At 74.2% G+C, this 20,309-nt stretch carries 23 protein-coding genes; 14 read left to right on the forward strand and 9 right to left on the reverse strand.

The genetic code is table 11. The annotated features are described in order from the left end of the window. Nucleotides 1-68 precede the first annotated feature (68 nt). A complete protein-coding gene (locus ACXVGS_RS07135) occupies nucleotides 69-1,334 on the reverse strand; it encodes an RNA polymerase sigma factor (RefSeq protein WP_458536781.1) in 1,266 nt (421 codons plus the stop codon). Nucleotides 1,335-1,338: 4 nt separating this feature from the next. After that, nucleotides 1,339-1,689 (reverse strand): YciI family protein, encoded by a 351-nt coding sequence (locus ACXVGS_RS07140; RefSeq protein ID WP_458528464.1) that lies wholly within the window; start codon nucleotides 1,687-1,689, stop codon nucleotides 1,339-1,341. A 133-nt stretch (nucleotides 1,690-1,822) separates the two neighbouring features. On the opposite strand from ACXVGS_RS07140, the gene ACXVGS_RS07145 reads away from it, so the two are divergent. From ACXVGS_RS07145 to ACXVGS_RS07175, 7 genes are all read left to right on the forward strand, one after another. Beyond that, on the forward strand, nucleotides 1,823-3,157 hold the full coding sequence (locus ACXVGS_RS07145) for an adenosylmethionine--8-amino-7-oxononanoate transaminase (RefSeq protein WP_458536782.1): 1,335 nt from the start codon (nucleotides 1,823-1,825) through the stop codon (nucleotides 3,155-3,157). 84 nt (nucleotides 3,158-3,241) lie between these two features. After that, nucleotides 3,242-4,375, forward strand: a complete 1,134-nt coding sequence (locus ACXVGS_RS07150) for an 8-amino-7-oxononanoate synthase (protein WP_458528462.1) — start codon at nucleotides 3,242-3,244, stop codon at nucleotides 4,373-4,375. Continuing rightward, the gene (gene bioD / locus ACXVGS_RS07155; RefSeq protein ID WP_458528461.1) at nucleotides 4,368-5,069 is read left to right on the forward strand and encodes a dethiobiotin synthase; all 702 of its coding nucleotides are present in this window, start codon (nucleotides 4,368-4,370) and stop codon (nucleotides 5,067-5,069) included. The genes ACXVGS_RS07150 and bioD overlap by 8 nt, the downstream gene beginning before the upstream one ends. Before the next feature lie 4 nt (nucleotides 5,070-5,073). Next, a complete protein-coding gene (locus ACXVGS_RS07160; protein ID WP_458536783.1) occupies nucleotides 5,074-5,586 on the forward strand; it encodes a low molecular weight protein-tyrosine-phosphatase in 513 nt (170 codons plus the stop codon). Then, nucleotides 5,583-6,554, forward strand: coding sequence for an EamA family transporter (locus ACXVGS_RS07165; protein ID WP_458528459.1), 972 nt, complete (start codon nucleotides 5,583-5,585; stop codon nucleotides 6,552-6,554). The genes ACXVGS_RS07160 and ACXVGS_RS07165 overlap by 4 nt, the downstream gene beginning before the upstream one ends. Before the next feature lie 49 nt (nucleotides 6,555-6,603). Next, nucleotides 6,604-7,134 carry a tetratricopeptide repeat protein gene (locus tag ACXVGS_RS07170; protein ID WP_458536784.1) on the forward strand — a complete coding sequence of 177 codons (531 nt, stop codon included), beginning with the start codon at nucleotides 6,604-6,606 and terminating at the stop codon, nucleotides 7,132-7,134. Between the two features lie 47 nt (nucleotides 7,135-7,181). Further along, nucleotides 7,182-7,871, forward strand: a complete 690-nt coding sequence (locus ACXVGS_RS07175) for a hypothetical protein (protein WP_458528457.1) — start codon at nucleotides 7,182-7,184, stop codon at nucleotides 7,869-7,871. Here ACXVGS_RS07175 and ACXVGS_RS07180 read toward each other — a convergent pair. Continuing rightward, complete coding sequence (locus tag ACXVGS_RS07180; protein WP_458536785.1) at nucleotides 7,843-9,171, reverse strand: amidase; 1,329 nt, start codon at nucleotides 9,169-9,171, stop codon at nucleotides 7,843-7,845. The genes ACXVGS_RS07175 and ACXVGS_RS07180 overlap by 29 nt on opposite strands. 156 nt (nucleotides 9,172-9,327) lie before the next feature. Here ACXVGS_RS07180 and ACXVGS_RS07185 point away from each other — a divergent pair, with 156 nt between their 5' ends. Together ACXVGS_RS07185 and purB are read left to right on the forward strand one after the other, a co-directional pair. Continuing rightward, complete coding sequence (locus ACXVGS_RS07185) at nucleotides 9,328-10,122, forward strand: VOC family protein (RefSeq protein WP_458532414.1); 795 nt, start codon at nucleotides 9,328-9,330, stop codon at nucleotides 10,120-10,122. Nucleotides 10,123-10,176: 54 nt separating this feature from the next. Further along, a complete protein-coding gene (gene purB / locus ACXVGS_RS07190; RefSeq protein ID WP_458534245.1) occupies nucleotides 10,177-11,586 on the forward strand; it encodes an adenylosuccinate lyase in 1,410 nt (469 codons plus the stop codon). On the opposite strand, the gene ACXVGS_RS07195 is transcribed toward purB, so the two are convergent. Continuing rightward, nucleotides 11,571-12,098, reverse strand: coding sequence for a hypothetical protein (locus ACXVGS_RS07195; protein ID WP_458528453.1), 528 nt, complete (start codon nucleotides 12,096-12,098; stop codon nucleotides 11,571-11,573). The two genes, purB and ACXVGS_RS07195, sit on opposite strands and share 16 nt — an antisense overlap. Nucleotides 12,099-12,160: 62 nt before the next feature. Here ACXVGS_RS07195 and ACXVGS_RS07200 point away from each other — a divergent pair, with 62 nt between their 5' ends. From ACXVGS_RS07200 to ACXVGS_RS07210, 3 genes are read left to right on the forward strand one after another with little or no spacing between them, the layout of a single operon-like run. Continuing rightward, complete coding sequence (locus ACXVGS_RS07200) at nucleotides 12,161-12,442, forward strand: metal-sensitive transcriptional regulator (protein WP_141790146.1); 282 nt, start codon at nucleotides 12,161-12,163, stop codon at nucleotides 12,440-12,442. A gap of 10 nt (nucleotides 12,443-12,452) precedes the next feature. Continuing rightward, nucleotides 12,453-12,671, forward strand: a complete 219-nt coding sequence (locus ACXVGS_RS07205) for a heavy-metal-associated domain-containing protein (protein ID WP_458528452.1) — start codon at nucleotides 12,453-12,455, stop codon at nucleotides 12,669-12,671. Next, the gene (locus ACXVGS_RS07210) at nucleotides 12,668-14,851 is read left to right on the forward strand and encodes a heavy metal translocating P-type ATPase (RefSeq protein ID WP_458536786.1); all 2,184 of its coding nucleotides are present in this window, start codon (nucleotides 12,668-12,670) and stop codon (nucleotides 14,849-14,851) included. Before ACXVGS_RS07205 ends, ACXVGS_RS07210 begins: the two co-directional genes overlap by 4 nt. Nucleotides 14,852-14,919: 68 nt before the next feature. On the opposite strand, the gene ACXVGS_RS07215 is transcribed toward ACXVGS_RS07210, so the two are convergent. Then, entirely contained in the window at nucleotides 14,920-15,555 is a 636-nt protein-coding gene (locus ACXVGS_RS07215; RefSeq protein WP_458528450.1) for a VOC family protein, read from the reverse strand. A gap of 43 nt (nucleotides 15,556-15,598) precedes the next feature. Then, nucleotides 15,599-16,432 carry a TrmH family RNA methyltransferase gene (locus tag ACXVGS_RS07220; RefSeq protein WP_458528449.1) on the reverse strand — a complete coding sequence of 278 codons (834 nt, stop codon included), beginning with the start codon at nucleotides 16,430-16,432 and terminating at the stop codon, nucleotides 15,599-15,601. Between the two features lie 103 nt (nucleotides 16,433-16,535). Between ACXVGS_RS07220 and ACXVGS_RS07225 the strand changes: the two genes are divergently transcribed. Then, complete coding sequence (locus ACXVGS_RS07225; protein WP_458528448.1) at nucleotides 16,536-16,976, forward strand: OsmC family peroxiredoxin; 441 nt, start codon at nucleotides 16,536-16,538, stop codon at nucleotides 16,974-16,976. 17 nt (nucleotides 16,977-16,993) lie between these two features. Here ACXVGS_RS07225 and ACXVGS_RS07230 read toward each other — a convergent pair whose 3' ends face one another. The 3 genes from ACXVGS_RS07230 to ACXVGS_RS07240 are packed head-to-tail and all read right to left on the reverse strand — an operon-like array spanning nucleotide 16,994 to nucleotide 19,751. Further along, nucleotides 16,994-17,593: a LutC/YkgG family protein gene (locus tag ACXVGS_RS07230; RefSeq protein ID WP_458536787.1), complete on the reverse strand. Its 600-nt coding sequence runs from the start codon at nucleotides 17,591-17,593 to the stop codon at nucleotides 16,994-16,996. Then, entirely contained in the window at nucleotides 17,590-19,014 is a 1,425-nt protein-coding gene (locus ACXVGS_RS07235) for a lactate utilization protein B (protein WP_458536790.1), read from the reverse strand. The genes ACXVGS_RS07230 and ACXVGS_RS07235 overlap by 4 nt, the downstream gene beginning before the upstream one ends. A gap of 17 nt (nucleotides 19,015-19,031) precedes the next feature. Further along, on the reverse strand, nucleotides 19,032-19,751 hold the full coding sequence (locus ACXVGS_RS07240) for a (Fe-S)-binding protein (RefSeq protein ID WP_458528467.1): 720 nt from the start codon (nucleotides 19,749-19,751) through the stop codon (nucleotides 19,032-19,034). A 129-nt stretch (nucleotides 19,752-19,880) separates the two neighbouring features. Here ACXVGS_RS07240 and ACXVGS_RS07245 point away from each other — a divergent pair, with 129 nt between their 5' ends. Then, a complete protein-coding gene (locus ACXVGS_RS07245) occupies nucleotides 19,881-20,309 on the forward strand; it encodes an SRPBCC family protein (RefSeq protein ID WP_458536788.1) in 429 nt (142 codons plus the stop codon).

Consider the following 20,309-nt stretch of genomic DNA (forward strand, 5'->3'; position numbering starts at 1 on the left):
CGGGGCGGTTCCCTCAGGTGGACGAGTCCCGGGTGAAGACGTCACCACACCCGGGTGTGGTGACGTCTTCACCCGGTTGCCGGCCAGCCGCCGACCTCGGCGAGCCGCCGCTGCAGGAACGCCCGCTCGGCCGCGTTGTCGGTCAGGTCCAGGGCCTGCCGGTATGCCGTGGTCGCCTCCCCTGCCCGGCCCAGCCGGCGCAGCAGGTCGGCCCGGGTGGCCGGCAGGTAGCGGTAGCCGGCCAACGCACCGGCGTCGAGGGCGTCGAGGGCGACCAGGCCCGCGGCCGGCCCGTCGCGCATCGCCACCGCCGCGGCCCGGTTGAGGGCGACGACCGGGGAGGGCCAGGCCTGCAGCAGCAGGTCGTAGAGGCCGACCACCTGCCGCCAGTCGGTGTCGGCCCAGCTCGGCGCCTCGGCGTGCACCGCGGCGATCGCCGCCTGGAGGGCGAACCGGCCCGGCCGGCCGCCGCGCAGGGCGTCCACGACGAGGACCCGCCCGTCGGCCACCTGCTGGCGGTCCCAGCGGCTGCGGTCCTGGTCCTCCAGCAGGACCAGCTCGCCGGACCCGTCGACACGGGTGGCCCGGCGGGCATCGGTGAGCAGCAGCAGCGCGAGCAGTCCGCGGACCTCCCGCTCGTCGGGCATGAGCTCCAGCAGCACCCGGGCCAGGTCGAGGGCGCGGGCGACGAGGTCGGGCCGCACGAGAGTGTCGCCGGAGGGGGCGGTGTGCCCGGTGGTGAAGACCAGGTGCACCACGGTCAGCACCGCGTCGAGCCGCTCGGGCAGCTCGTGGGTCTCCGGCACCCGGTAGGGGATGCGGGCGGCGGTGATCTTCTTCTTCGCCCGGGTGACCCGCGCCGCCATCGTCGGCTCGCTGACCAGGAAGGCGTGGGCGATCTCCGGGGTGGTCAGCCCGCAGACCAGCCGCAGGGTGAGGGCGACCTGCGCCTCCCGGGCCAGCGCCGGGTGGCAGCACGTGAACACCAGCCGGAGCCGGTCGTCGGCGATGACGCCGCCGTCCGGCCGGTCGCCCGGCCCGTCGTCGGTCATCTCGGGCTCGACCAGCAGGGGCAGCTTCGTGCGCAGCGTCGAGGCCCGGCGCAGCGCGTCGAGCGCCTTGCGCTTGGCCGTGGTGGTCAGCCAGGCGCCCGGGTTGCGCGGCACCCCGTCGCGCTCCCAGGCCTCGACGGCGGTGAGGAACGCCTCCTGGGAACACTCCTCGGCCAGGTCGAGGTCGCGGGTGAGGCGCACCGTCGCGGTGAGCACGTGGGCCCACTCGCGCCGGTGCGCCTCCGCGAGCGCCTCGCGGACCAGCTCACGCTGCGCTGCCAAGCGATCAGCCCTGCTCCGGGAACTCCATGACCGGGCGCACCTCGACCCCGCCGAACGGCGCCGGGCACAGCCTGCTGATCTGCAGGGCGTGGTCGAGGTCCTTGGCCTCGATGAGGTAGAAGCCGCCGAGCGCCTCCTTGGTCTCCGTGAACGGGCCGTCGGTGACCACGTCGCCGCGGATCGAGGTGGCGGTGGCGGTCGGCTGCAGCGCGTTGCCGCCCAGGATCTGCCCGCCGAGCTCGACCACCTGCTCGGCGAAGCGGTTGTGTGCCTCCATCGCCTGCTGCCAGACGCTGGGGTCGGGGTTGTCGTAGCCGGACTCGTTCTCGTAGATCAGGACCAGGTACTGAGCCATCGCGGTTCTCCTCCGCCAGTCGGTGTGCTCGGACATGACCTCGACGAACGGGCCGCGCCGGAATCGACAACCCCAGTCTCGGGTGCCGGTGCCCGGGAAGCCAGCCGCACGGCATACAGGACAATCGGTGGCGATGAGCGACCTCGACGACCTGCTCGCGTTCGACCGCGACCACCTGTGGCACCCGTACTCCTCGGCGCTGACGCCCTCGACCCCCCACCTGGTCGAGTCGGCCAGCGGCGTGCGGCTGCGGCTGCGCCTGCCCTCCGGGGAGCGCCGCGAGGTCGTGGACGCCATGTCCTCGTGGTGGTGCGCGGTCCACGGGTATGCCGTGCCGCAGCTCGACGCCGCGGCTCACCGACAGCTCTCCCGGATGAGCCACGTGATGTTCGGCGGGCTGACCCACGAGCCGGCGGTCGAGCTGGGCCGGCGGCTCATCGACCTGGCCCCCCGGCCCGAGGGCGCCGCCGAGTCGCCGCTCCAGCACGTGTTCTTCGCCGACTCCGGCTCGGTCTCGGTCGAGGTCGCGCTGAAGATGGCGTGGCAGTTCCACGTCAACGCCGGGCGCCCGCGCCGCAAGATGTTCACCATCCTCGGCGGCTACCACGGCGACACCTTCGCGCCGATGAGCGTCACCGACCCGGTCGGCGGCATGCACACGCTGTTCACCGGGGTGCTGCCCGAGCAGGTCTTCGCCCCGCGCCCGCCGGCCGGCCTCGACGTCGGCCCCGACGACCCGGCGATGGTCGAGTGGGAGCGCGCCACCCGCGCGCTGTATGCCGAGTTCGCCGACGACATCGCCGCCGTCGTCGTCGAGCCGCTGCTGCAGGGCGCCGGCGGCATGCACGTCTACAGCCCGTATGCCGTGCAGGTGCTCGCGAGCCTGGCCCGCGAGCACGGCGCGCTGGTCATCTTCGACGAGATCGCGACCGGCTTCGGGCGCACCGGCACGCTGTGGGCGGCCGAGCGCTGCGGCGTGGTGCCCGACGTGATGACCGTCGGCAAGGCGCTGACCGGCGGCTACCTCACCCTCGCCGCGGTGCTGTGCACCTCCGAGGTGGCGCGGGGCGTCAGCGGCGGCGCGTCCGGCGCGCTGATGCACGGACCCACGTTCATGGCCAACCCGCTGGCGTGCGCGGTGGCCCTGGCCAACCTGGACCTGCTCCAGGCCAACGACTGGCCCACCCAGGTGGCGCGGCTGGAGGAGGGGCTGGCTCGCGGGCTCAAGCCGGCCGCCGACCTGCCGCACGTCCGGGACGTCCGGGTGCTCGGCGGGGTCGGCGTCATCCAGCTCGACGAGCCGGTGCGCACCGCCGAGGTCGCCGCGGCCGCGATCGAGCGCGGGGTGTGGGTGCGCCCCTTCCGCGACCTCGTCTACACGATGCCGCCCTACGTCAGCACCGCCGAGGACCTCGCCACGATCTGCTCGGCCCTCGTCGGCGCCGTCGCCGAGGTCCACAGCGCCTGACCGCTCTCTTCCCGCCGAGGGAGGAGGCGTGCAGGGGGCGACCCCGTCGGCGGTGGTGTGGTCAGCGTGGGGCACCCTTGGCGGGTGAGCTGGTTCCTCGATGACCTGGCGGCCCGCGCCGCCGAGCGGGAGCGCCTGGGCCTGACCCGGCACCTGGTGCCCCACACCCCGGCGAGCCAGGGCGGCCTGCTCGACCTGGCCGGCAACGACTACCTCGGGCTGCTGCACCGCCCCGACGTCATCGCCAGCGCGGTCGCCGCGGCCCGGCAGTACGGCGGCGGCGCCGGCGCCTCCCGCCTGGTGACCGGCTCGCTGGACCTGCACGAGCGGCTCGAGCGCGAGCTGGCCGACCTCACCGGCAGCGCCGCTGCCCTGGTGTTCTCCACCGGCTACGCCGCCAACCTCGGCGCCGTGACGGCCCTGACCGACGCCGACACCCTCATCGTCTCCGACGCCCACGTCCACGCCTCGCTCATCGACGCCGCCCGGCTCTCCCGGGCGCAGGTCGCCGTCGCCGCGCACAACGACCTCGCCGACGTCGAGCGGCTGCTGCGCGAACGCACCCAGCGCAGGGCCGTGGTGGTGGTCGAGTCGGTCTACAGCGTCCTCGGTGACGCCGCGCCGCTGGCGGAGCTGGCCGACCTGGCCGGCCGCCACGACGCCGTGCTGCTGGTCGACGAGGCGCACGGCCTCGGCGTCGTCGGCGAGCGCGGTGAGGGCCTGGCCGCTGCACTCGGGCTGACGGGGCTGGACCACGTGGTGCTGACCGCGACGCTGTCCAAGTCGCTGGCGGCGCAGGGCGGGGCGGTCCTCGGCCACGCCGCGGTGCGCGAGCACCTGGCCAACACCGCCCGCACCTTCATCTACGACACCGGCCTCGCGCCTGCCGCCGCCGGCGCCGCCCTCGGCGCCCTGCGGGCCCTGCGGCACGACCCCGAGCTTCCTGCGCGTGTGCGCGCCAACGCGGCCACCCTGGCCGGGGCCTGCGGCGTCGACGCCCCCGCCGGGGCTGTGCTGTCGGTGCCGATGCCCGGGCCCCACGAAGCCCTGGCGGCGGTCGAGGAGGCCGCGGGGCACGGCATACGGATCGGGTGCTTCCGTCCCCCGTCGACACCGGACGGCACGAGCCGGCTGCGGCTGACCGCGCACGCGCATCACACCCGCGACGAGCTGGCCCTGGCCGCCAAGGTGCTGCGGGAGGTGACCGGCCGTGCCTGACCTGCCCCCCGTCATCGTCGTCACCGGCACCGGCACCGAGATCGGCAAGACCGTCGTCACCGCGGCGCTGGCCGCCAGCCTCCTCCACCGGGGACTGCGGGTCACCGTCGTCAAGGCCACCCAGACCGGGCTGCAGCCCGGCGAGCCAGGCGACGTCGACGAGGTCGCCGCCCTGGCCGGCGACGTGCGCACCCGCGAGCTGGTGCGGCTGCCCGACCCGCTGGCGCCCGACGCGGCCGCCCGGGTCGCCGGCGTGGGGATCCCCACGGTGGCCGAGCATGCCGACTCCGTCATGCACCTCGTCCGGGACGGCAGCGCCGACGTCGTCCTCGTCGAGGGCGCCGGCGGCCTGCTGGTGCGCATGGACGCCGACGGCGCCACCATCGCCGACCTGGGCACCGCCCTGGAGGCCCGGGGCGCGCGCGTGGGCTTCCTCGTCGTCGCGACCGCCGGGCTGGGCACGCTCAACCACAGCGCCCTGACCGCCGAGGCGCTGCGCCACCGCGGGCTGGACTGCCTCGGCTTCGTCATCGGCTCCTGGCCCGAGCACCCCGACCTGGCCATGCGCTGCAACCTGGACGACCTGCCCAGCGTCACCGGCGCCCCGCTGCTGGGCTGGGTGCCCGAGGGCGCCGGCCGCTGGGAGCCGGAGCGGTTCCGGGCCGAGGCACCGGCGTGGCTTCGGGTTGAATGACCGCATGACCCGCACCCCGGCATACCGCGTCTGCTTCGTCTGCTCCGGCAACATCTGCCGCTCGCCGATGGGCGAGGTCATCCTGCGGTCGCTGCTGGAGGAGGCCGGGCTGGATGCCCTGGTCGGGGTCACCTCGGCCGGCACCGGCGGCTGGCACGAGGGCGAGGGCGCCGACCCGCGCACCGTGCGCACCCTGGACGAGCACGGGTATGACGGGTCCGCGCACGTCGCGCACGAGTTCCTCCCCGAGCGGTTCGATGAGCTCGACCTCGTGCTGGCAGCCGACCTCGGTCACGTCCGGCAGCTGAAGCGGTGGGCGCCGACCGTGGCCGACCAGGACAAGGTCCGGCTGATGCGCGAGTTCGACAAGGCGGCGGTCGCGGCCGGGACCCTGGAGGTCGACGACCCGTGGCACGGCGGGGAGACCGACTTCCAGCGCTGCCTGGCTGAGGTCCGCGGGGCCTGCCACGGGGTGGTCGCGCACGTGGCGGCCGAGCTCGCCGCGACCCGCAGATGACGCGGGAGCCCCGCGCGTCGACCGGCCTGGTGGTCGCGGTCGTCGCGGCGGTGCTGTTCTCCGTCAACGGCACGGTGAGCAAGGTCGTGCTCCAGCACGGGCTGTCCTCGCTGGAGCTGGTCTCGGTCCGCAGCGCCGGCACCGCGCTGGTGCTGCTCGGGATCACCGCCGCGACCCGGCCCCGGGCGCTGCGGGTGGGTTGGCGCGAGCTGGGCTTCCTCGTCGCCTACGGCGTCACCGGCATCGCGATGGTGCAGTGGCTGTACTTCGTGGCGCTGCAACGGCTCCCGGTCGGGGTCGCGCTGCTGTTCGAGTACACGGCACCGCTGATGGTCGCGCTGTGGGTGCGGTTCGTGCAGCGCCAGCCGGTGCGCTCCCGGCTCTGGCTCGGCCTCGCCTGCGCGCTGGGCGGGCTGGCCCTGGTTGCGCAGTTCTGGAAGGGCATGGTCCTCGACCCGCTCGGCCTGGTCTCGGCAGTGGGCGCCGGCGCGGCGCTGGCGACGTACTACCTCATGGGCGAGGCCGGCCAGCGCCAGCGCGACCCCATCTCCCTGATGGGCTTCAGCTTCGGCTTCTCGGCGGTGCTCTGGGCTGTGGTGCAGCCCTGGTGGACCTTCCCGTTCGGCCGGATGAGGCAGGCGGTCGAGCTGCCGGGCGCGGTGCCCGGGTCCGCGCCGCTGTGGGTCCTGGTCCTCTGGGTCATCCTGCTCGGGACGGTGGTGCCGTTCCTGCTCGTGCTGTATGCCGTGACTCACCTGGGCGCGGCCCGGACCGGGCTGGTCGGGATGCTGGAGCCGGTCGGCGCGGGCATCGTCGCCTGGGTGCTGCTCGGCGAGGCACTGGCCCCGGTGCAGGTGCTCGGGTCGGTCGTCGTGCTCGTCGGCATCGCGCTCGCCGAGACCGCCCGGCAGCAGGTTGCCCCGCCGGAGGAGGAGCGGGCCCCTCTGCCCGAGGGCATCGCCCCCTGACCCTCAAACCGTTGGTGCACCAGTCGTTCGACCCGGTAGACATGCGCCCATGACCGAGCAGGAGCTGACACCGGAGCTGGCCGCCGAGATCGAGCGGGGCTTCGCCGCCCGGGACCGCGACGACATGGCCCCGACGATCGCGTACTTCGAGGAGCTGCTGACCCGCCACCCGGGCAACGCCCACGTCCTCTACGAGGTCGGCGGGTCCTACGACACGGCCGGCCGCGAGGACGAGGCGGTGGCCTACTACGCCGAGCAGGCCATGGACGCCGGGCTCTCCGGCGACACGCTGCGCAAGTGCCTGCTGCAGTACGGCAGCACCCTGCGCAACCTCGAGCGGTACGACGAGTCCGTCACCGTGTTCACGCGCGCCGTCGAGCAGTTCCCCGGGTTCGCCTCGCTGCGCCTGTTCCGGGCGCTGAGCCTGCACGCCGCCGGGCGCAGCGACGCCGCCGTGGGCGAGCTGCTCGAGGTGGCCGCCGACCACATCGACGCCGCCGACGTGAAGCGCTACGAGGCGGCGCTGCGCGGCAACGCGGAGTACCTGCGCGACCTCGACGCGGGCGTCGTCACGGCCTGACACCTTTGGGGGTGTCGGACACCGGAGCCGGGGCCGACCATGGGGCCGTGGCTGCCGACAACCCCGACGCGCCCACCGCGCGAGCTCCGGAGACCTACACGTGGCCGATCCTGGCGATGGTCGCGGCGATCCTGCCGCAGGTCCTGGTCCCGGCCCGGTTCCGGGTGGGCCCGGTCCCCCTGGTGCCCCTCATCGAGCTCGCCGCCGTGGCCGTGATGGTCGTCATCGCCGCTCGACCGGGACCGGTGCCCCGCGGGGCCCGCCCGTTGGTGCTGACCCTCTTCGGCGTGCTGGTCGGCGCCAACACGGTCGGCGCCGGGCGCCTGGTCTCCCTGGTGCTCGACGGCCACCCCGTGGACGGCGCGGCGCTGACGGCGAACCGGCTCCTCGTCGCGGGCGCCCTGGCCCTGTCGACCAACATGTTCACGTTCGCCCTGCTCTACTGGCAGGTCGACGGCGGTGGCCCGTGGACGCGCGCCCGGGGCCCGGTGCAGCGCCCGGACTTCCAGTTCCCCCAGACCCTCGACCGGGAGCTCGGCGGGCCGGACTGGATCCCCCACTTCGGGGACTACCTCTACGTGGCGTTCACCAACCTGATCTCGTTCAGCCCGGCCGACACCTCCCCGCTCACCGGCCGGGCCAAGACGCTGATGGCCCTGCAGTCCCTCATCGCCCTGGCCGTCATCGTCGTGGTGCTCTCGAGGGTGATCAACATCCTCCCCGCGCCGGCCGGCTGAGCAGGGCCGGCTCGAGCACGGCCTCGGCCCAGGCGAGCAGCTGCTCGTCAGCCCCGGGGCGCGCCACGCACTGCAGCCCCAGCGGGAGACCGCCCGGCGCGCACCCCGCGGGGAGCCCGACCGCCGGCAGGCCGGCCTGGCTCCACGGCAGGCTCATCACCGAGCTGCCGGTGTCCGCCAGACCCTCCGGCGCGGGGCCGACCGCCGACGGCGCCACCCACAGGTCGAGCCCCTCGGCGTCCATCCGCGCCACGAGCCCGGCGCGGTGCACCGCGCACCCGGCGAGCGCCTCGTCGTACTCCTGGCGGGTGACCGTCTGGCCCTGGCGGATCGCGGCGACGGTCTCGGGCCGGTAGCGCCCGGCGTGCGCGGCGAACCACGTCGCGTGCGTCCGGGCGATCTCGTAGCGCCCCACGTCGACCTGTCGCTGGGCGAGCGCCTCGAGGTCGCCTACCGCCGGCACCCGTCGCACCTCGACGCCCGCGTCGCGCAGCCGCTCCAGCGCCGCCTCGTACCCGGCACGCCCCTCCTCCGACACCAGGTCGAGGTAGGGCCCCTCGGGCACCCCGACCACCAGCGGCCGACCCGGCACCACCGCAGGCGTCCACCCGTCCACGACCACCGTCGCCGCCAGCGCCACGTCCTCAACCCGGCGTGCCAGGAGCCCCACGACGTCAAAGCTCGGCGCGTTGGCGATCACCCCGTCGACCGGGATGCGCCCGTGCGTGGGGCGGTAACCGGTGACGCCGCAGTAGGCCGCCGGGCGGATCGTCGAGCCCACCGTCTGCGTGCCCACCCCCAGGGTGACCAGCCCGGCCGCCACCGCCGCCGCCGACCCGCTGCTCGAGCCGCCTGGGGTGTGCCCGAGCGCCCGGGGGTTGCGGGTGGGTCCCGGTGCGGCGTGGGCGAACTCGGCCGTCACGGTCTTGCCCAGGACCAGCGCGCCCGCCTCCCACAGCCGGCGCACCACGGTCGCCTCGGGCCCGGCGAGGACCTGCGGCGGCAGGGTCGACCCGGCGGTCGTCGCCAGCCCGTCGACCCGCACGACGTCCTTGACCCCTACGGTGGCGCCGAACAGCGACGGCCGCCCCGGCCCGCGCGACCATCGTCGGGACAGCCGCCCGGCCTCGGCGAGGACGCGGCCGCACCGGTCCGGCTCCCGCACGAACGCCTGCAGCACCGGGTCGTGCGCCTCGACGCGCTGCACCGCGGTGGCGGTGTGCTCGCCCAGGTCGGCCGCGGCGCACAGCGCCGCGACCTCCTGCACCAGCCCCCTGGCCGGCGGGAACGTGTGGTCCACGCCCGCAGGCTAGGCCCGCGGTTGCTCCCCGGCCGGGACGTCGACGCCGGTATGCCGTGTCGCTGGCGGCTGTCGGCCCCCGGTGCTTGGCTGGGTGGTGAGGGGGACCCCTCGCCACCGACGCGGCATACCCGCGCCCGAACCCAGGAGCTGACCATGCCCGTGCACGAGGGCCGCTACCCCAACGGCACCCCCAACTGGGTCGACCTGATGGTCGACGACGTCCCCGCGGCGCGCGAGTTCTACGGCGCGCTGTTCGGCTGGGAGACCTTCGACGGGCCGCCTGAGGCCGGCGGCTACACCATGGCGCTGCTGCAGGGCCGCCCCGTCGCCGGCATCGCCCCCAAGCCCGAGGGCGTGCCGGTTGCGGCCTGGTCGCTCTACCTCGCCGTCGACGACGTCGACGCGACGACGGCCAGGGCCCGGGAGGCGGGCGCCACGATCACCGTCGAGCCGATGGACGTGCTCGACGTCGGCCGGTTCGCCTTCGGCATCGACCCGACCGGCGCCCACTTCGGCCTGTGGCAGGGCAGCAACCACCTCGGCTCCGGCCTCGTCGGCGACCCCGGCAGCATGGCCTGGCACGAGGCGATGAGCCGCGACTACGCGGCGGCCAAGGACTTCTACGCCGCGCTCTTCGGCTGGACCTACACCGAGATCGGTGAGGGCGGCTTCCACTACGCCGTGGTGCGCAACGGCGAGCAGGACAACGTCGCCGGCGTGGGCCAGCTGCCCGACCAGACGCCGGCAGAGGTGCCTGCGCACTGGATGAACTACTTCGCGGTCGAGGACGTCGACGCCTCCGCGCAGCGGGTCGAGGAGCTCGGCGGGCGCATCGCCATGGCGCCGTGGGACACCCCCTACGGCCGCATGTCCGTGGTGCAGGGCGCCCAGGGCGAGATGTTCGCGCTGGTCAAGCCGGTGCCGGTGCCCGACGCCTCGAGGTCCTGAGCTGGGGGTGGCCGTCGTCCCGGGCGGCTCGGGCCGTCTGGGATGATGGCCACCATGGCCTCGCTTGCTGACGCGACCCCGCCCATCGCCCTCGGCGCCCTCGACGGCCGCTACCGCGGCACCGTCGCCCCACTGGTCGACCACCTCTCGGAGGCGGCGCTCAACCGCGAGCGCGTCCGCGTCGAGGTCGAGTGGCTGATCCACCTGACCAGCCACGGCGTCGTGCCGGGCGTGCGCGCCCTGAGCGAGGCCGAGCAGGCCCGGCTGCGCGCGGTGGTCGACGGCTTCGGCCCGGCCGACGTGGCCGAGCTCGCCGAGATCGAGCGCGAGACGGTCCACGACGTCAAGGCGGTCGAGTACTACCTCAAGCGCCGGCTGACCGAGGCCGCCGACTCCGACGTGGCGAGCCTGTCCGAGCTGGTCCACTTCGCCTGCACCAGCGAGGACATCAACAACCTGTCCTACGCGCTCATGGTCAAGGGCGCGGTCACCAACGTGTGGCTGCCCCGCGCGACCGCGCTGGTCGACGCCGTCGCCGCGATGGCCCGCGACCTGCGCGACGTCCCGCTGCTGGCGCACACGCACGGCCAGCCCGCGACACCCACGACGATGGGCAAGGAGCTGGCCGTGCTGGCGCACCGACTGCGCCGACAGCTCGCCCGGATCGGCCGGGCCGAGTTCCTCGGCAAGCTCAACGGCGCCACCGGCACGTATGGCGCGCACCTCGCCGCGGTGCCCGAGGCGGACTGGCCGGCCATCAGCCGGGCGTTCGTCGAGGGCCTGGGCCTGACGTGGAACCCGCTCACCACCCAGATCGAGAGCCACGACTGGCAGGCCGAGCTCTACGCCGACATCGCGCGCTTCAACCGGGTGCTGCACAACCTGTGCACCGACGTGTGGACCTACATCTCCATGGGCTACTTCGCCCAGGTCCGCGGCCAGGGCACGGTCGGCTCGAGCACGATGCCGCACAAGGTCAACCCGATCCGGTTCGAGAACGCCGAGGCCAACCTGGAGGTCTCCAACGCCCTGCTCGACGTGCTCGGCTCCACGCTGGTGCAGTCCCGCCTGCAGCGCGACCTGACCGACTCCAGCATGCAGCGCAACATCGGCACCGCCCTGGGCCACAGCCTGCTCGCGATCGACAACGTGACCCGTGGCCTGGCCGGCCTCGACGCCGTGCCGGAGGCGATGGCCGCCGACCTCGACGCCAACTGGGAAGTGCTCGGCGAGCCGGTCCAGTCGGCGATGCGGGCCCTCGCGGCCCAGGGCGTGGCCGGCATGGAGAACCCCTACGAGCGGCTCAAGGAGCTCACCCGCGGCCGCCGGATCACCGGGGAGGACCTGCGCGAGTTCGTCCGCGGCCTGGGCCTGCCTGCCGACGTGGAGAAGCGCTTCCTCGAGCTGACCCCGGCGACCTACGTCGGTCTGGCCCCGCAGCTGGTCGACTACCTCGGCGAGTAGTCCTCCGGGCCAAGCAGCACCCACGCCTCGACCGGCTCATCTCCCGCGTGCCGGACCGGGGCTGGTCCAGGTAGAGGTCGGCGTACCGCTCCCTCGTGCCACTGCGCCCGCGCGCCCCAGGCGACCAGGGCGAAGGCCAGGAGCATCAGAGCGTGCCGGTCCCACCAGCTCAGGTGCCAGCTCGGCGGGTAGACCACGGCGATCAGCGCCTCGGCGAGGAGCACGAACGCCGCCGCCATGGCCAGGAGCATCACCGCGCGCCGTGCGCGCCACAGCGCCAGGAAGCGGGCGGCCGGCACGGCATACAGCACGATGCCCAGCACGGCGGTGACGACGAGCGGCTCCGCCACGCGCTCGGGCGGCTGGTGCCCGTGCGGGATGCCGTTGCGGGTCGGCAGGCTGCGCACGCCGTGGGCGCGGGGGTCGTGCCGACCGGCCACGACGACGACCTCACGCTCGGTGACCACGGCCGAGCGCGACCACTCCTGCACGACCTCGGCGACGGTGCGCACGCCCGGAATACCCCTTGGGGGTATATCGTTGGACCAGGCGACACACCGGCACAGGAGGCGCCATGGCGGGCTACACCGGCACCAAGGACGACTACCTCAAGCGGCTGCGCCGCATCGAGGGGCAGGTCCGCGGGGTCCACAAGATGGTCGAGAACGACACCTACTGCATCGACGTCCTGACCCAGGTCAGCGCCATCACCAAGGCGCTGCAGGCGGTCAGCCTCGGCCTGCTCGAGGACCACGTCGGGCACTGCGTCGTCGACGCCGCACGGGAGTCCGACGAGGCCGCCGCGACCAAGGTCGCCGAGGCCTCCGCTGCCATCGCCCGACTCGTCCGCAGCTGAGGAGCCACCCATGAGCCAGACCACCACCATCACCGTCACCGGGATGACCTGCGGGCACTGCGCCCAGGCAGTCACCGGTGAGCTGTCCGCCGTGCCCGGCGTGACCGACGTGGCGGTCGACCTGCGCGCCGGCGCCGCCTCGCCGGTGACCATCACCAGTGACGCCGCCCTGGACCCGGCCGCCGTGCGCGCCGCCGTCGCGGAGGCGGGATACGCGGTCGCGACATGAGCACCTCCCACGACACCCGCCACGAGGTCGACCTGGCCATCGGGGGCATGACCTGTGCCTCCTGCTCGGCGCGTATCGAGCGCAAGCTCAACAAGCTCGAGGGCGTGGAGGCCAGCGTCAACCTCGCCACCGAGCGCGCGCACGTGCGGTATGCCGTGCCCCTCACCCCCGAGGACCTCGTCGCCACGGTCGAGCAGACCGGCTACACCGCGCGGGTCCTGGAGCCCGAGGTGCCGGCCGGCCACGAGCACGACGGCCACGACGTCCTCGACGAGCGGCAGCTGAAGGTGCGGACCCTGGTCTCCCTGGCCCTCGCGATACCGGTGGTGGTGCTGGGCATGATGCCGCTGCCGGAGTCACCGCTGTGGCCGTGGCTGGAGCTGGTCCTCGCGACACCGATCGTGGCCTGGGCGGCCTGGCCGTTCCACCGCGCCGCGGCGGTCAACGCCCGGCACGGCTCCTCGACGATGGACACCCTGGTCTCCCTCGGCGTGCTCGCCGCCTACGGCTGGTCCCTGGTCGCCGTGCTCACCGGCAACACCATGCACCTGTACTTCGAGGTGGCCGCGGTCGTGACGACGTTCCTGCTCGCCGGGCGCTGGGCCGAGTCCCGCGCCCGCGCGTCGGGGCGCTCGGCGCTGCAGGCCCTGATGGAGCTCGGCGCCAAGGACGTCGCGGTGCAGCGGATCGACCCGGCCAGCCGGGTCACCACCGAGGTGCGCATCCCGGTCTCGGAGCTGGCGGTCGGCGACCACTTCTTCGTCCGGCCCGGGGAGAAGATCGCCACCGACGGCGTCGTCGTCGACGGCACCAGCGCGGTCGACCGCAGCCTGGTGACCGGGGAGTCGATGCCGGTCGACACCGGCCCGGGCGAGGCGGTCACCGGCGGGACGATCAACACCAGCGGCCGGCTCGTGGTGGAGGCGCGCCGCGTCGGCGCGGAGACCACGCTGGCCGCGATGACCCGGCTGGTCGAGCGGGCCCAGCAGGGCAAGGCGCCGGTCCAGCGGCTGGCCGACCGGGTCTCGGCGGTCTTCGTCCCCACCGTGCTCGTCCTGTCCGTGCTGACCTTCGCCGGGTGGCTGCTCGCCGGGCAGCCGGTGACCAGCGCGCTCAGCGCCGCCGTCGCCGTCCTCATCATCGCCTGCCCGTGCGCGTTGGGCCTGGCCACGCCGACCGCGCTGCTGGCCGGCACCGGCCGCGGCGCCCAGCTCGGGGTGCTCATCAAGGGCCTGGAGGTGCTCGAGAGCACCCGCCAGGTCGACACGGTGGTGCTGGACAAGACCGGCACGCTCACCGTCGGCGCCCCGAAGCTGACCCACGTGCGCGCCGCGGGGCGGCTGTCAGTGACCGCCGCGCTGCGCACCGCCGCCGCGGTGGAGGCCGGCAGCGAGCACCCGGTGGCCCGGGCGATCGTCACCGCCGCGCGCGACCGTGGCCTGGACGTGCCCGCGGTCACCGGCTTCGAGGCGCTGGCCGGCTCCGGCGCGCGGGCGTTCATCAAGGACACGCTGATCACCGTCGGCAAGGCCGAGATGTTCGAGCAGGTGCCCGAGGAGATCGCCCAGGTGACCGCGCCGGGCACGACCGTCTGGGTGGGCTGGGGCGGCACCGCCCGGGCCGCGCTGACCGTGGCCGACGAGGTGCGGGACTCCTCCGCGGACGCGGTGCGCGACCTCGGCGAGCTGGGGCTCACGGCATACCTGCTGACCGGGGACAACGAGCAGACCGCCCGGGTCGTCGCCCAGGCCGTCGGCGTCGACCCGGCGCACGTGCTCAGCGACGTCCTGCCCGAGGACAAGCACGCCGCGGTGCACCGGCTTCAGCGGCAGGGCCACGTGGTGGCCATGGTCGGCGACGGCGTCAACGACGCGGCCGCGCTGGCCCAGGCCGACCTCGGCATCGCGATGGGCAGCGGCACCGACGTGGCGATCGAGTCCGCCGACATCGTGCTGATGCGGCCCGACGTCGCCGCGGTCGCCGACGCGGTCGCGCTCTCGCGCCGGACCCTGCGGGTCATCAAGCAGAACCTCGCCTGGGCTTTCGGCTACAACGTGGCCGCGATCCCGCTCGCCGCGCTGGGCCTGCTCAACCCGATGGTCGCCGGCGCCGCGATGGCCCTGTCCAGCGTGATCGTCGTGACCAACAGCCTGCGGCTGAAGACGTTCCGCCGGCACTGAGCCCGGACACGCGAGGAGGCCGCGACCCGCCAACAGGTCGCGGCCTCCTGCGCGTGGTGGGAGAGCGGTCAGACGGTGACCTGGCCTTTGGGGGTGTCGAAGGTGACCGACAGCAGCCCGGGGGTGCCGTGCGGGGCGACGAAGTCGAAGTCGATCACCGAGGAGGTGTACTCCGGGGGCAGGCCCAGCCAGTCGCGCAGCCGGTCCGGGTCGCCGGCGATCTGCAGCTTGCTGATCGTCACGGCCGTGCTGGCGCCCACGGACGGGTGGACCGCGGGGTCCTCCCAGTGGATGTAGTAGGGCAGCTGCGGGTCGGACATGAGCCCCTTGATGCCCAGCTGGCGCCACTTCAGCTCCACCCCGTCGGGACGGTGGCGGTAGCCGTCGACCGCCTCGCGGCCCAGGCGCTGCTCGGCCTCGGAGAGGTCGTCGACGTTGACCACCCAGCCGAGCCAGCCGCCGCCGGCCTCGGAGCGGGCCCGGACGGCCTGCCCGAAGGCGGCCTTGTCGGACGCGGGGTGGTCGAGCACCTCGACGACCTCGACGTAGCGGTCGTGGGCCAGCGGGAAGATGATGTTGCGGGTGCCGAACCGCGGGTGGATCCCCCCGTCGACCGGCTCGACGCCAATCTGCGCCGACAGCCTCTGCGCGGTCGCCTTCAGGCCGTCGTGCTCAGCGGCATAGGAGACGTGGTCAACTCGCATGGCAGTCATCGTGACACAGCCCGACAGGTGGTCATGACCGGGGTCACAAACCCGGGACCTCGGTCCCACCGGCGGCACGCCGCTGGCGGACCGCCTCGTAGAGCACGATCGCGGCCGACGTCGCGACGTTGAGCGAGTTGGCCCGGCCCACCATCGGGATGCGCACCTTGTAGTCGGCAGCGGCCAGGACCTCGCCGGTCAGGCCGTACTTCTCGGCGCCGACGGAGATCGCGACCGGACCGGTGTAGTCGACGTCGGTGTAGTCCAGGTCGGTGTCGGGCGTGGTCGCCACGAGCGCAATCCCGTTGTCCCGCAACCATGCCAGCGTCGCCTCGGTCGAGTCGCTGGCCACCGGCACCGAGAACACGGTGCCCTTGCTGGCCCGCACCAGGTTGGGGTTGCCCCAGTCGGTGACCGGGTCGGCCGCGATGACCGCCTCCACCCCGGCGGCGTCCGCGGTGCGCAGCATGGCGCCGAGGTTGCCCGGCTTCTCCACGCCCTGGCACAGCAGCGCCAGCGGCGCCGGTCCGACGGTCAGGTCGGCGCAGGAGCGCACCACCGAGTCGACCACGGCGAGGAAGCCGTCCGGCCCCTCGCGGTAGGCGACCTTCTCGAAGGCCACCCGGCCCAGCTGGACGGTCTCGACGCCCTGGGCGCCCACCCGGCGCACGACGTCCTGCTGCACCACGGGCTCCAGCATGAGCTCGGGGCAGTAGTAGATGGTCCGCGGCAGGACCCCCGCGTCGAGGGCGAGGCTGAGCTCCTCGTAGCCCTCGATGAGGGTCGTGCCGGTCTCCTCGCGGGTCCGGCGGCGGCGCAGGGCGGTGAGGGACTTCAGGCGCGCGTTGGCCGCCGAGGTGATGATCAGGTCCGTCATGACGTGGCACAGCATGTCAGGCGGGCCCGCCTGCCTGCACCTATCGTGAAACGTGTCGAAGCGGCTGTCACCGGCGGCCGCGCCGGGACCGAGGAGGCAACAGATGCCCACGCGCACCGCACGCACCGCCTGGAACGGCGGCCTGCAGGACGGCTCAGGCCAGGTCGAGCTCTCCAGCTCCGGGGTCGGCACCTTTGACGTGTCCTTCCCGCGACGCATCGCCGACACCGCTGACGGCGTCACCAGCCCCGAGGAGCTCATCGCCGCCGCGCACTCCTCCTGCTACGCCATGCAGTTCTCGGCCCTGCTTGCCAAGGCGGGCGGCACCCCGCAGAGCCTGGACGTGACGGCGGACGTCACGGTGCAGCCGGACCCGGCCGGCGGCCTGCGGATCACCGGCATCAAGCTCACCGTGCGCGGTGAGGTCGAGGGCCTGGACGCGGACGGCTTCGCCGCGGCGGCCGAGGAGGCCAAGGCCACCTGCCCGGTGAGCAAGGCGCTGACCGGCACGGAGATCACCCTCGACGCCGCCCTGGAGGGCTGACCGGCCCGCAGGGACCCTCAGCCGACGACGATGACGTGCAGGGTGCGGGGGCCGTGGACGCCCTCGACGCGGCTGAGCTCGATGTCGCTGGTGGCGCTCGGCCCGCTGACCCACGTCTGCGGGCGCAGCGGGTCGAGCAGCGCCACCGCCGCGGGCACGTCGGCGACCACGTGGTCCGCGCGCAGCACGCACACGTGCCGGTCCGGCACCAGCGTCAGCGCCCGTCGCCCCTGGCCGGGACCGTGGTCGAGCACCACCGTCCCGGTCACCGCGATGCCGACGGTGGCCGTGGTCAGCACCGCGTCCACCCGGTCCAGACCCGCGGCCGTGCCCGGGTCCTGCACCCGCTGCCACACCCGCCGCGCCCAGTCCTCCGGGACGTCCCGGGGCACCACCGCCCGCTCGGTGCCGCGCAGCGCCGCCTCCACGGCCGCCGCCACCTCGCCCGCGCCGCACCGGGTCACCCGGGCGCGGTAGTCCGCCACCCGCTCGCAGAACAACCCGACGGGGTCCGCGAGGGTGCGCTCCCGCGCATACGCCCGGGGCACCTGCGGATCGCGCGCAGCGCCTCCCAGCGCGTGGCGCACCCGCGCGAGCACCTCCTCGCGCGCGCTCACGTCCGGCTCCCCTCGCGACGCCACCAGGACCGGAACGGCCGGCGCGGGACCGGTGGCAGGTCGCGGGCGCGCGTCCACGCCGAGGCCGGCCAGGGCAGACGGCGCACGCCGAGGCGGTGCGCCATCCGGCCGACGAGCCCACCGGCCCGCTCGAGCAGGGCCCAACGCCGGGGCCGGGCGAAGGCCCACGCCGCACCCCGCATCGCCACCGCCTCCGGCCGGGGCAGGCCGCCGCGGTGCGCGTCCACGACCTGCGAGCGCAGGTGCACCAGCACCTCGGGGATGTCGATCCGCACCGGGCACACCTCGAAGCAGGCGCCGCACAGCGTCGAGGCGTAGGGCAGCGAGTCGGTCTGGGCGTCGTGGCCGACCCCGTGCAGCAGCGGGTTGAGGATGGCGCCGATCGGGCCGGGGTAGACCGAGCCGTAGGCGTGCCCGCCGGTGCGCTCGTAGACCGGGCACACGTTGAGGCAGGCCGAGCAGCGGATGCAGCGCAGCGCCTGGCGGCCCACCTCGTCGGCGAGCGCCCGGGTGCGGCCGTTGTCGAGGAGCACCACGTGCACCTCCTGCGGGCCGTCGCCGGGGGTCACCCCGGTCCAGGTGGAGGTGTAGGGGTTCATCCGCTCGCCGGTGCTCGAACGCGGCAGCAGCTGCAGGAAGACCTCGAGGTCGGACCAGGTCGGCACGACCTTCTCGATGCCGACGACGCTGACCAGCACCTCCGGCAGGGTCAGGCACATCCGGCCGTTGCCCTCGGACTCGACGACCACGAGGGTGCCGGTGTCGGCGACGGCGAAGTTCGCCCCGGAGACGGCGACCCGGGCGCGCAGGAACTTCTCCCGCAGGTGCAGCCGGGCGGCCTCGGCCAGCCGGGCCGGGTCGTCGGTCAGGTCCTCGGGCGCGGGGCGTCCCGCCGCCGCCATGGCGCGGGCGAAGATGTCGCGGATCTCGGCCCGGTTGCGGTGGATCGCCGGCACGAGGATGTGGCTGGGCAGGTCGTCGCCGAGCTGCACGATGAGCTCGGCGAGGTCGGTCTCCCACGCCGCGATGCCCTCGGCGGCGAGCGCCTCGTTGAGCCCGATCTCCTGAGTGGCCATGGACTTGACCTTGACCACCTCGTCGACGCCGTGGGCCCGCGCCACTTCCGCCACGACGGCGCACGCCTCCGCCGCGTCGCGGGCCCAGTGCACCCGGGCTCCCCGGGCCTGCAGGGCCGCCTCGAGCCGCAGCAGGTGCTCGTCCAGGCGGAGCAGGGTCGCGTCCTTGATGGCGGCGCCGGCGAGCCGCAGCTCCTCCCAGTCCTCGACCTCGGCGACCACCGCGGCCCGCTTGGCGCGGATGGTGCCGGTGGCGTGGGCGAGGTTGGCCCGCAGCTGGGCGTTGCCGAGGGCCTCCCGGGCCGCCTTCGGGAAGGCCGGCATCCCGACGAACGTGGCACTCACGGCGACCCCGTGGCGGCCAGGACCTCGGCCAGGTGCATGACCCGCACGCCGGCGTGCTGGCGCGACAGGATCCCGCCGACGTGCATGAGGCAGGAGCTGTCGCTGGCGACGAGCACCTCGGCGCCGGTGTCCAGCACGTGCCGGGCCTTGTCCTGCCCGATCGCGACCGAGGTGTCGGCGTTCTTCACCGCGAACGTGCCGCCGAAGCCGCAGCACTCCTGCGCGTGGGGCAGCTCGAGCAGCTCCAGGCCGCGCACCGCGCGCAGCAGCCGGGTGGGCCGGTCGCCGACGTCGAGCAGCCGCAACGAGTGGCAGGTCGGGTGGTAGGTCACCCGGTGCGCGAAGGTGGCGCCGACGTCCTCGACGCCGAGCACGTCGGTGAGGAACCCGCTCAGCTCGTGCACCCGCGGCGCGGTCCGCGCGACCGCCTCCGCCAGCGCCGGGTCGCCAGCCCGCCGGGCCACGAGCGCGTGCTGGTGGCGCACCGACCCGGCGCACGACCCCGACGGCGCGACCACCGCGTCATACCCGGCGAACGCCTCGACGAAGGTGCGCACCACCGGCACCGCCTCCTCGAGGTAGCCGGTGTTGACCATCGGCTGGGCGCAGCAGGTCTGTCCCGTGGGGACCTCGACCTCGACCCCGAGGCGGCGCAGCAGCGTGACCGTCGCCCGGCCCACGTCGGGGAAGAGCGCGTCGCCCAGGCAGGTGACCATCAGCGCGACCCTCACGGGACACGACCGTACGCGCGCGCACCGCCCCCGCGCACGGATCTGGCAGCCGCACGGACTGGTCCGGAACCGAACCGGCATGCCGACGGCCCGGACCGGGGTGAGGATGGGGGCATGAGACTGCAGCGCAGCGTGACGGTGGACGCCTCACCGGAGAAGGTCTTCGCCTACCTGTCGGACTTCACGACCACCGAGGAGTGGGACCCGGGCACGGTGCGTTGCGTGCGCACCAGCGGCGACGGCGGGGTCGGCACCGTCTACCTCAACACCTCGAAGTTCATCGGCCGCGAGACCGAGCTGACCTACACCGTCCTGGACGTCGACCCCGGCCGCCGGGTGCAGCTGCGCGGCCAGAACAAGACGGTCACCGCCACGGACACGATCGAGGTCAGCCCCAACGGCTCGGGCAGCGACGTGCTCTACACCGCCGACTTCGAGTTCCAGGGCGCGGTGAAGCTCCTCCTGCCGTTGTTCATGGGCGCGCTGAAGAGACTCGGCGACGACGCGGAGCAGGGCCTGCGCGAGTCGCTGTCCCGCCTCTGA

It is taken from the genome of Oryzihumus sp., assembly GCF_054325275.1.

Coding starts and splice junctions, on each gene's coding strand:
- ACXVGS_RS07140 (WP_458528464.1), bottom strand. CDS start 1,689: ATGGCTCAGTACCTGGTCCTGATCTACGAGAACGAGTCCGGCTACGAC.
- ACXVGS_RS07145 (WP_458536782.1), top strand. CDS start 1,823: ATGAGCGACCTCGACGACCTGCTCGCGTTCGACCGCGACCACCTGTGG.
- ACXVGS_RS07160 (WP_458536783.1), top strand. CDS start 5,074: ATGACCCGCACCCCGGCATACCGCGTCTGCTTCGTCTGCTCCGGCAAC.
- ACXVGS_RS07165 (WP_458528459.1), top strand. CDS start 5,583: ATGACGCGGGAGCCCCGCGCGTCGACCGGCCTGGTGGTCGCGGTCGTC.
- ACXVGS_RS07170 (WP_458536784.1), top strand. CDS start 6,604: ATGACCGAGCAGGAGCTGACACCGGAGCTGGCCGCCGAGATCGAGCGG.
- ACXVGS_RS07185 (WP_458532414.1), top strand. CDS start 9,328: ATGCCCGTGCACGAGGGCCGCTACCCCAACGGCACCCCCAACTGGGTC.
- purB (WP_458534245.1), top strand. CDS start 10,177: ATGGCCTCGCTTGCTGACGCGACCCCGCCCATCGCCCTCGGCGCCCTC.
- ACXVGS_RS07200 (WP_141790146.1), top strand. CDS start 12,161: ATGGCGGGCTACACCGGCACCAAGGACGACTACCTCAAGCGGCTGCGC.
- ACXVGS_RS07205 (WP_458528452.1), top strand. CDS start 12,453: ATGAGCCAGACCACCACCATCACCGTCACCGGGATGACCTGCGGGCAC.
- ACXVGS_RS07210 (WP_458536786.1), top strand. CDS start 12,668: ATGAGCACCTCCCACGACACCCGCCACGAGGTCGACCTGGCCATCGGG.
- ACXVGS_RS07215 (WP_458528450.1), bottom strand. CDS start 15,555: ATGCGAGTTGACCACGTCTCCTATGCCGCTGAGCACGACGGCCTGAAG.
- ACXVGS_RS07220 (WP_458528449.1), bottom strand. CDS start 16,432: ATGACGGACCTGATCATCACCTCGGCGGCCAACGCGCGCCTGAAGTCC.
- ACXVGS_RS07225 (WP_458528448.1), top strand. CDS start 16,536: ATGCCCACGCGCACCGCACGCACCGCCTGGAACGGCGGCCTGCAGGAC.
- ACXVGS_RS07235 (WP_458536790.1), bottom strand. CDS start 19,014: ATGCCGGCCTTCCCGAAGGCGGCCCGGGAGGCCCTCGGCAACGCCCAG.
- ACXVGS_RS07240 (WP_458528467.1), bottom strand. CDS start 19,751: ATGGTCACCTGCCTGGGCGACGCGCTCTTCCCCGACGTGGGCCGGGCG.
- ACXVGS_RS07245 (WP_458536788.1), top strand. CDS start 19,881: ATGAGACTGCAGCGCAGCGTGACGGTGGACGCCTCACCGGAGAAGGTC.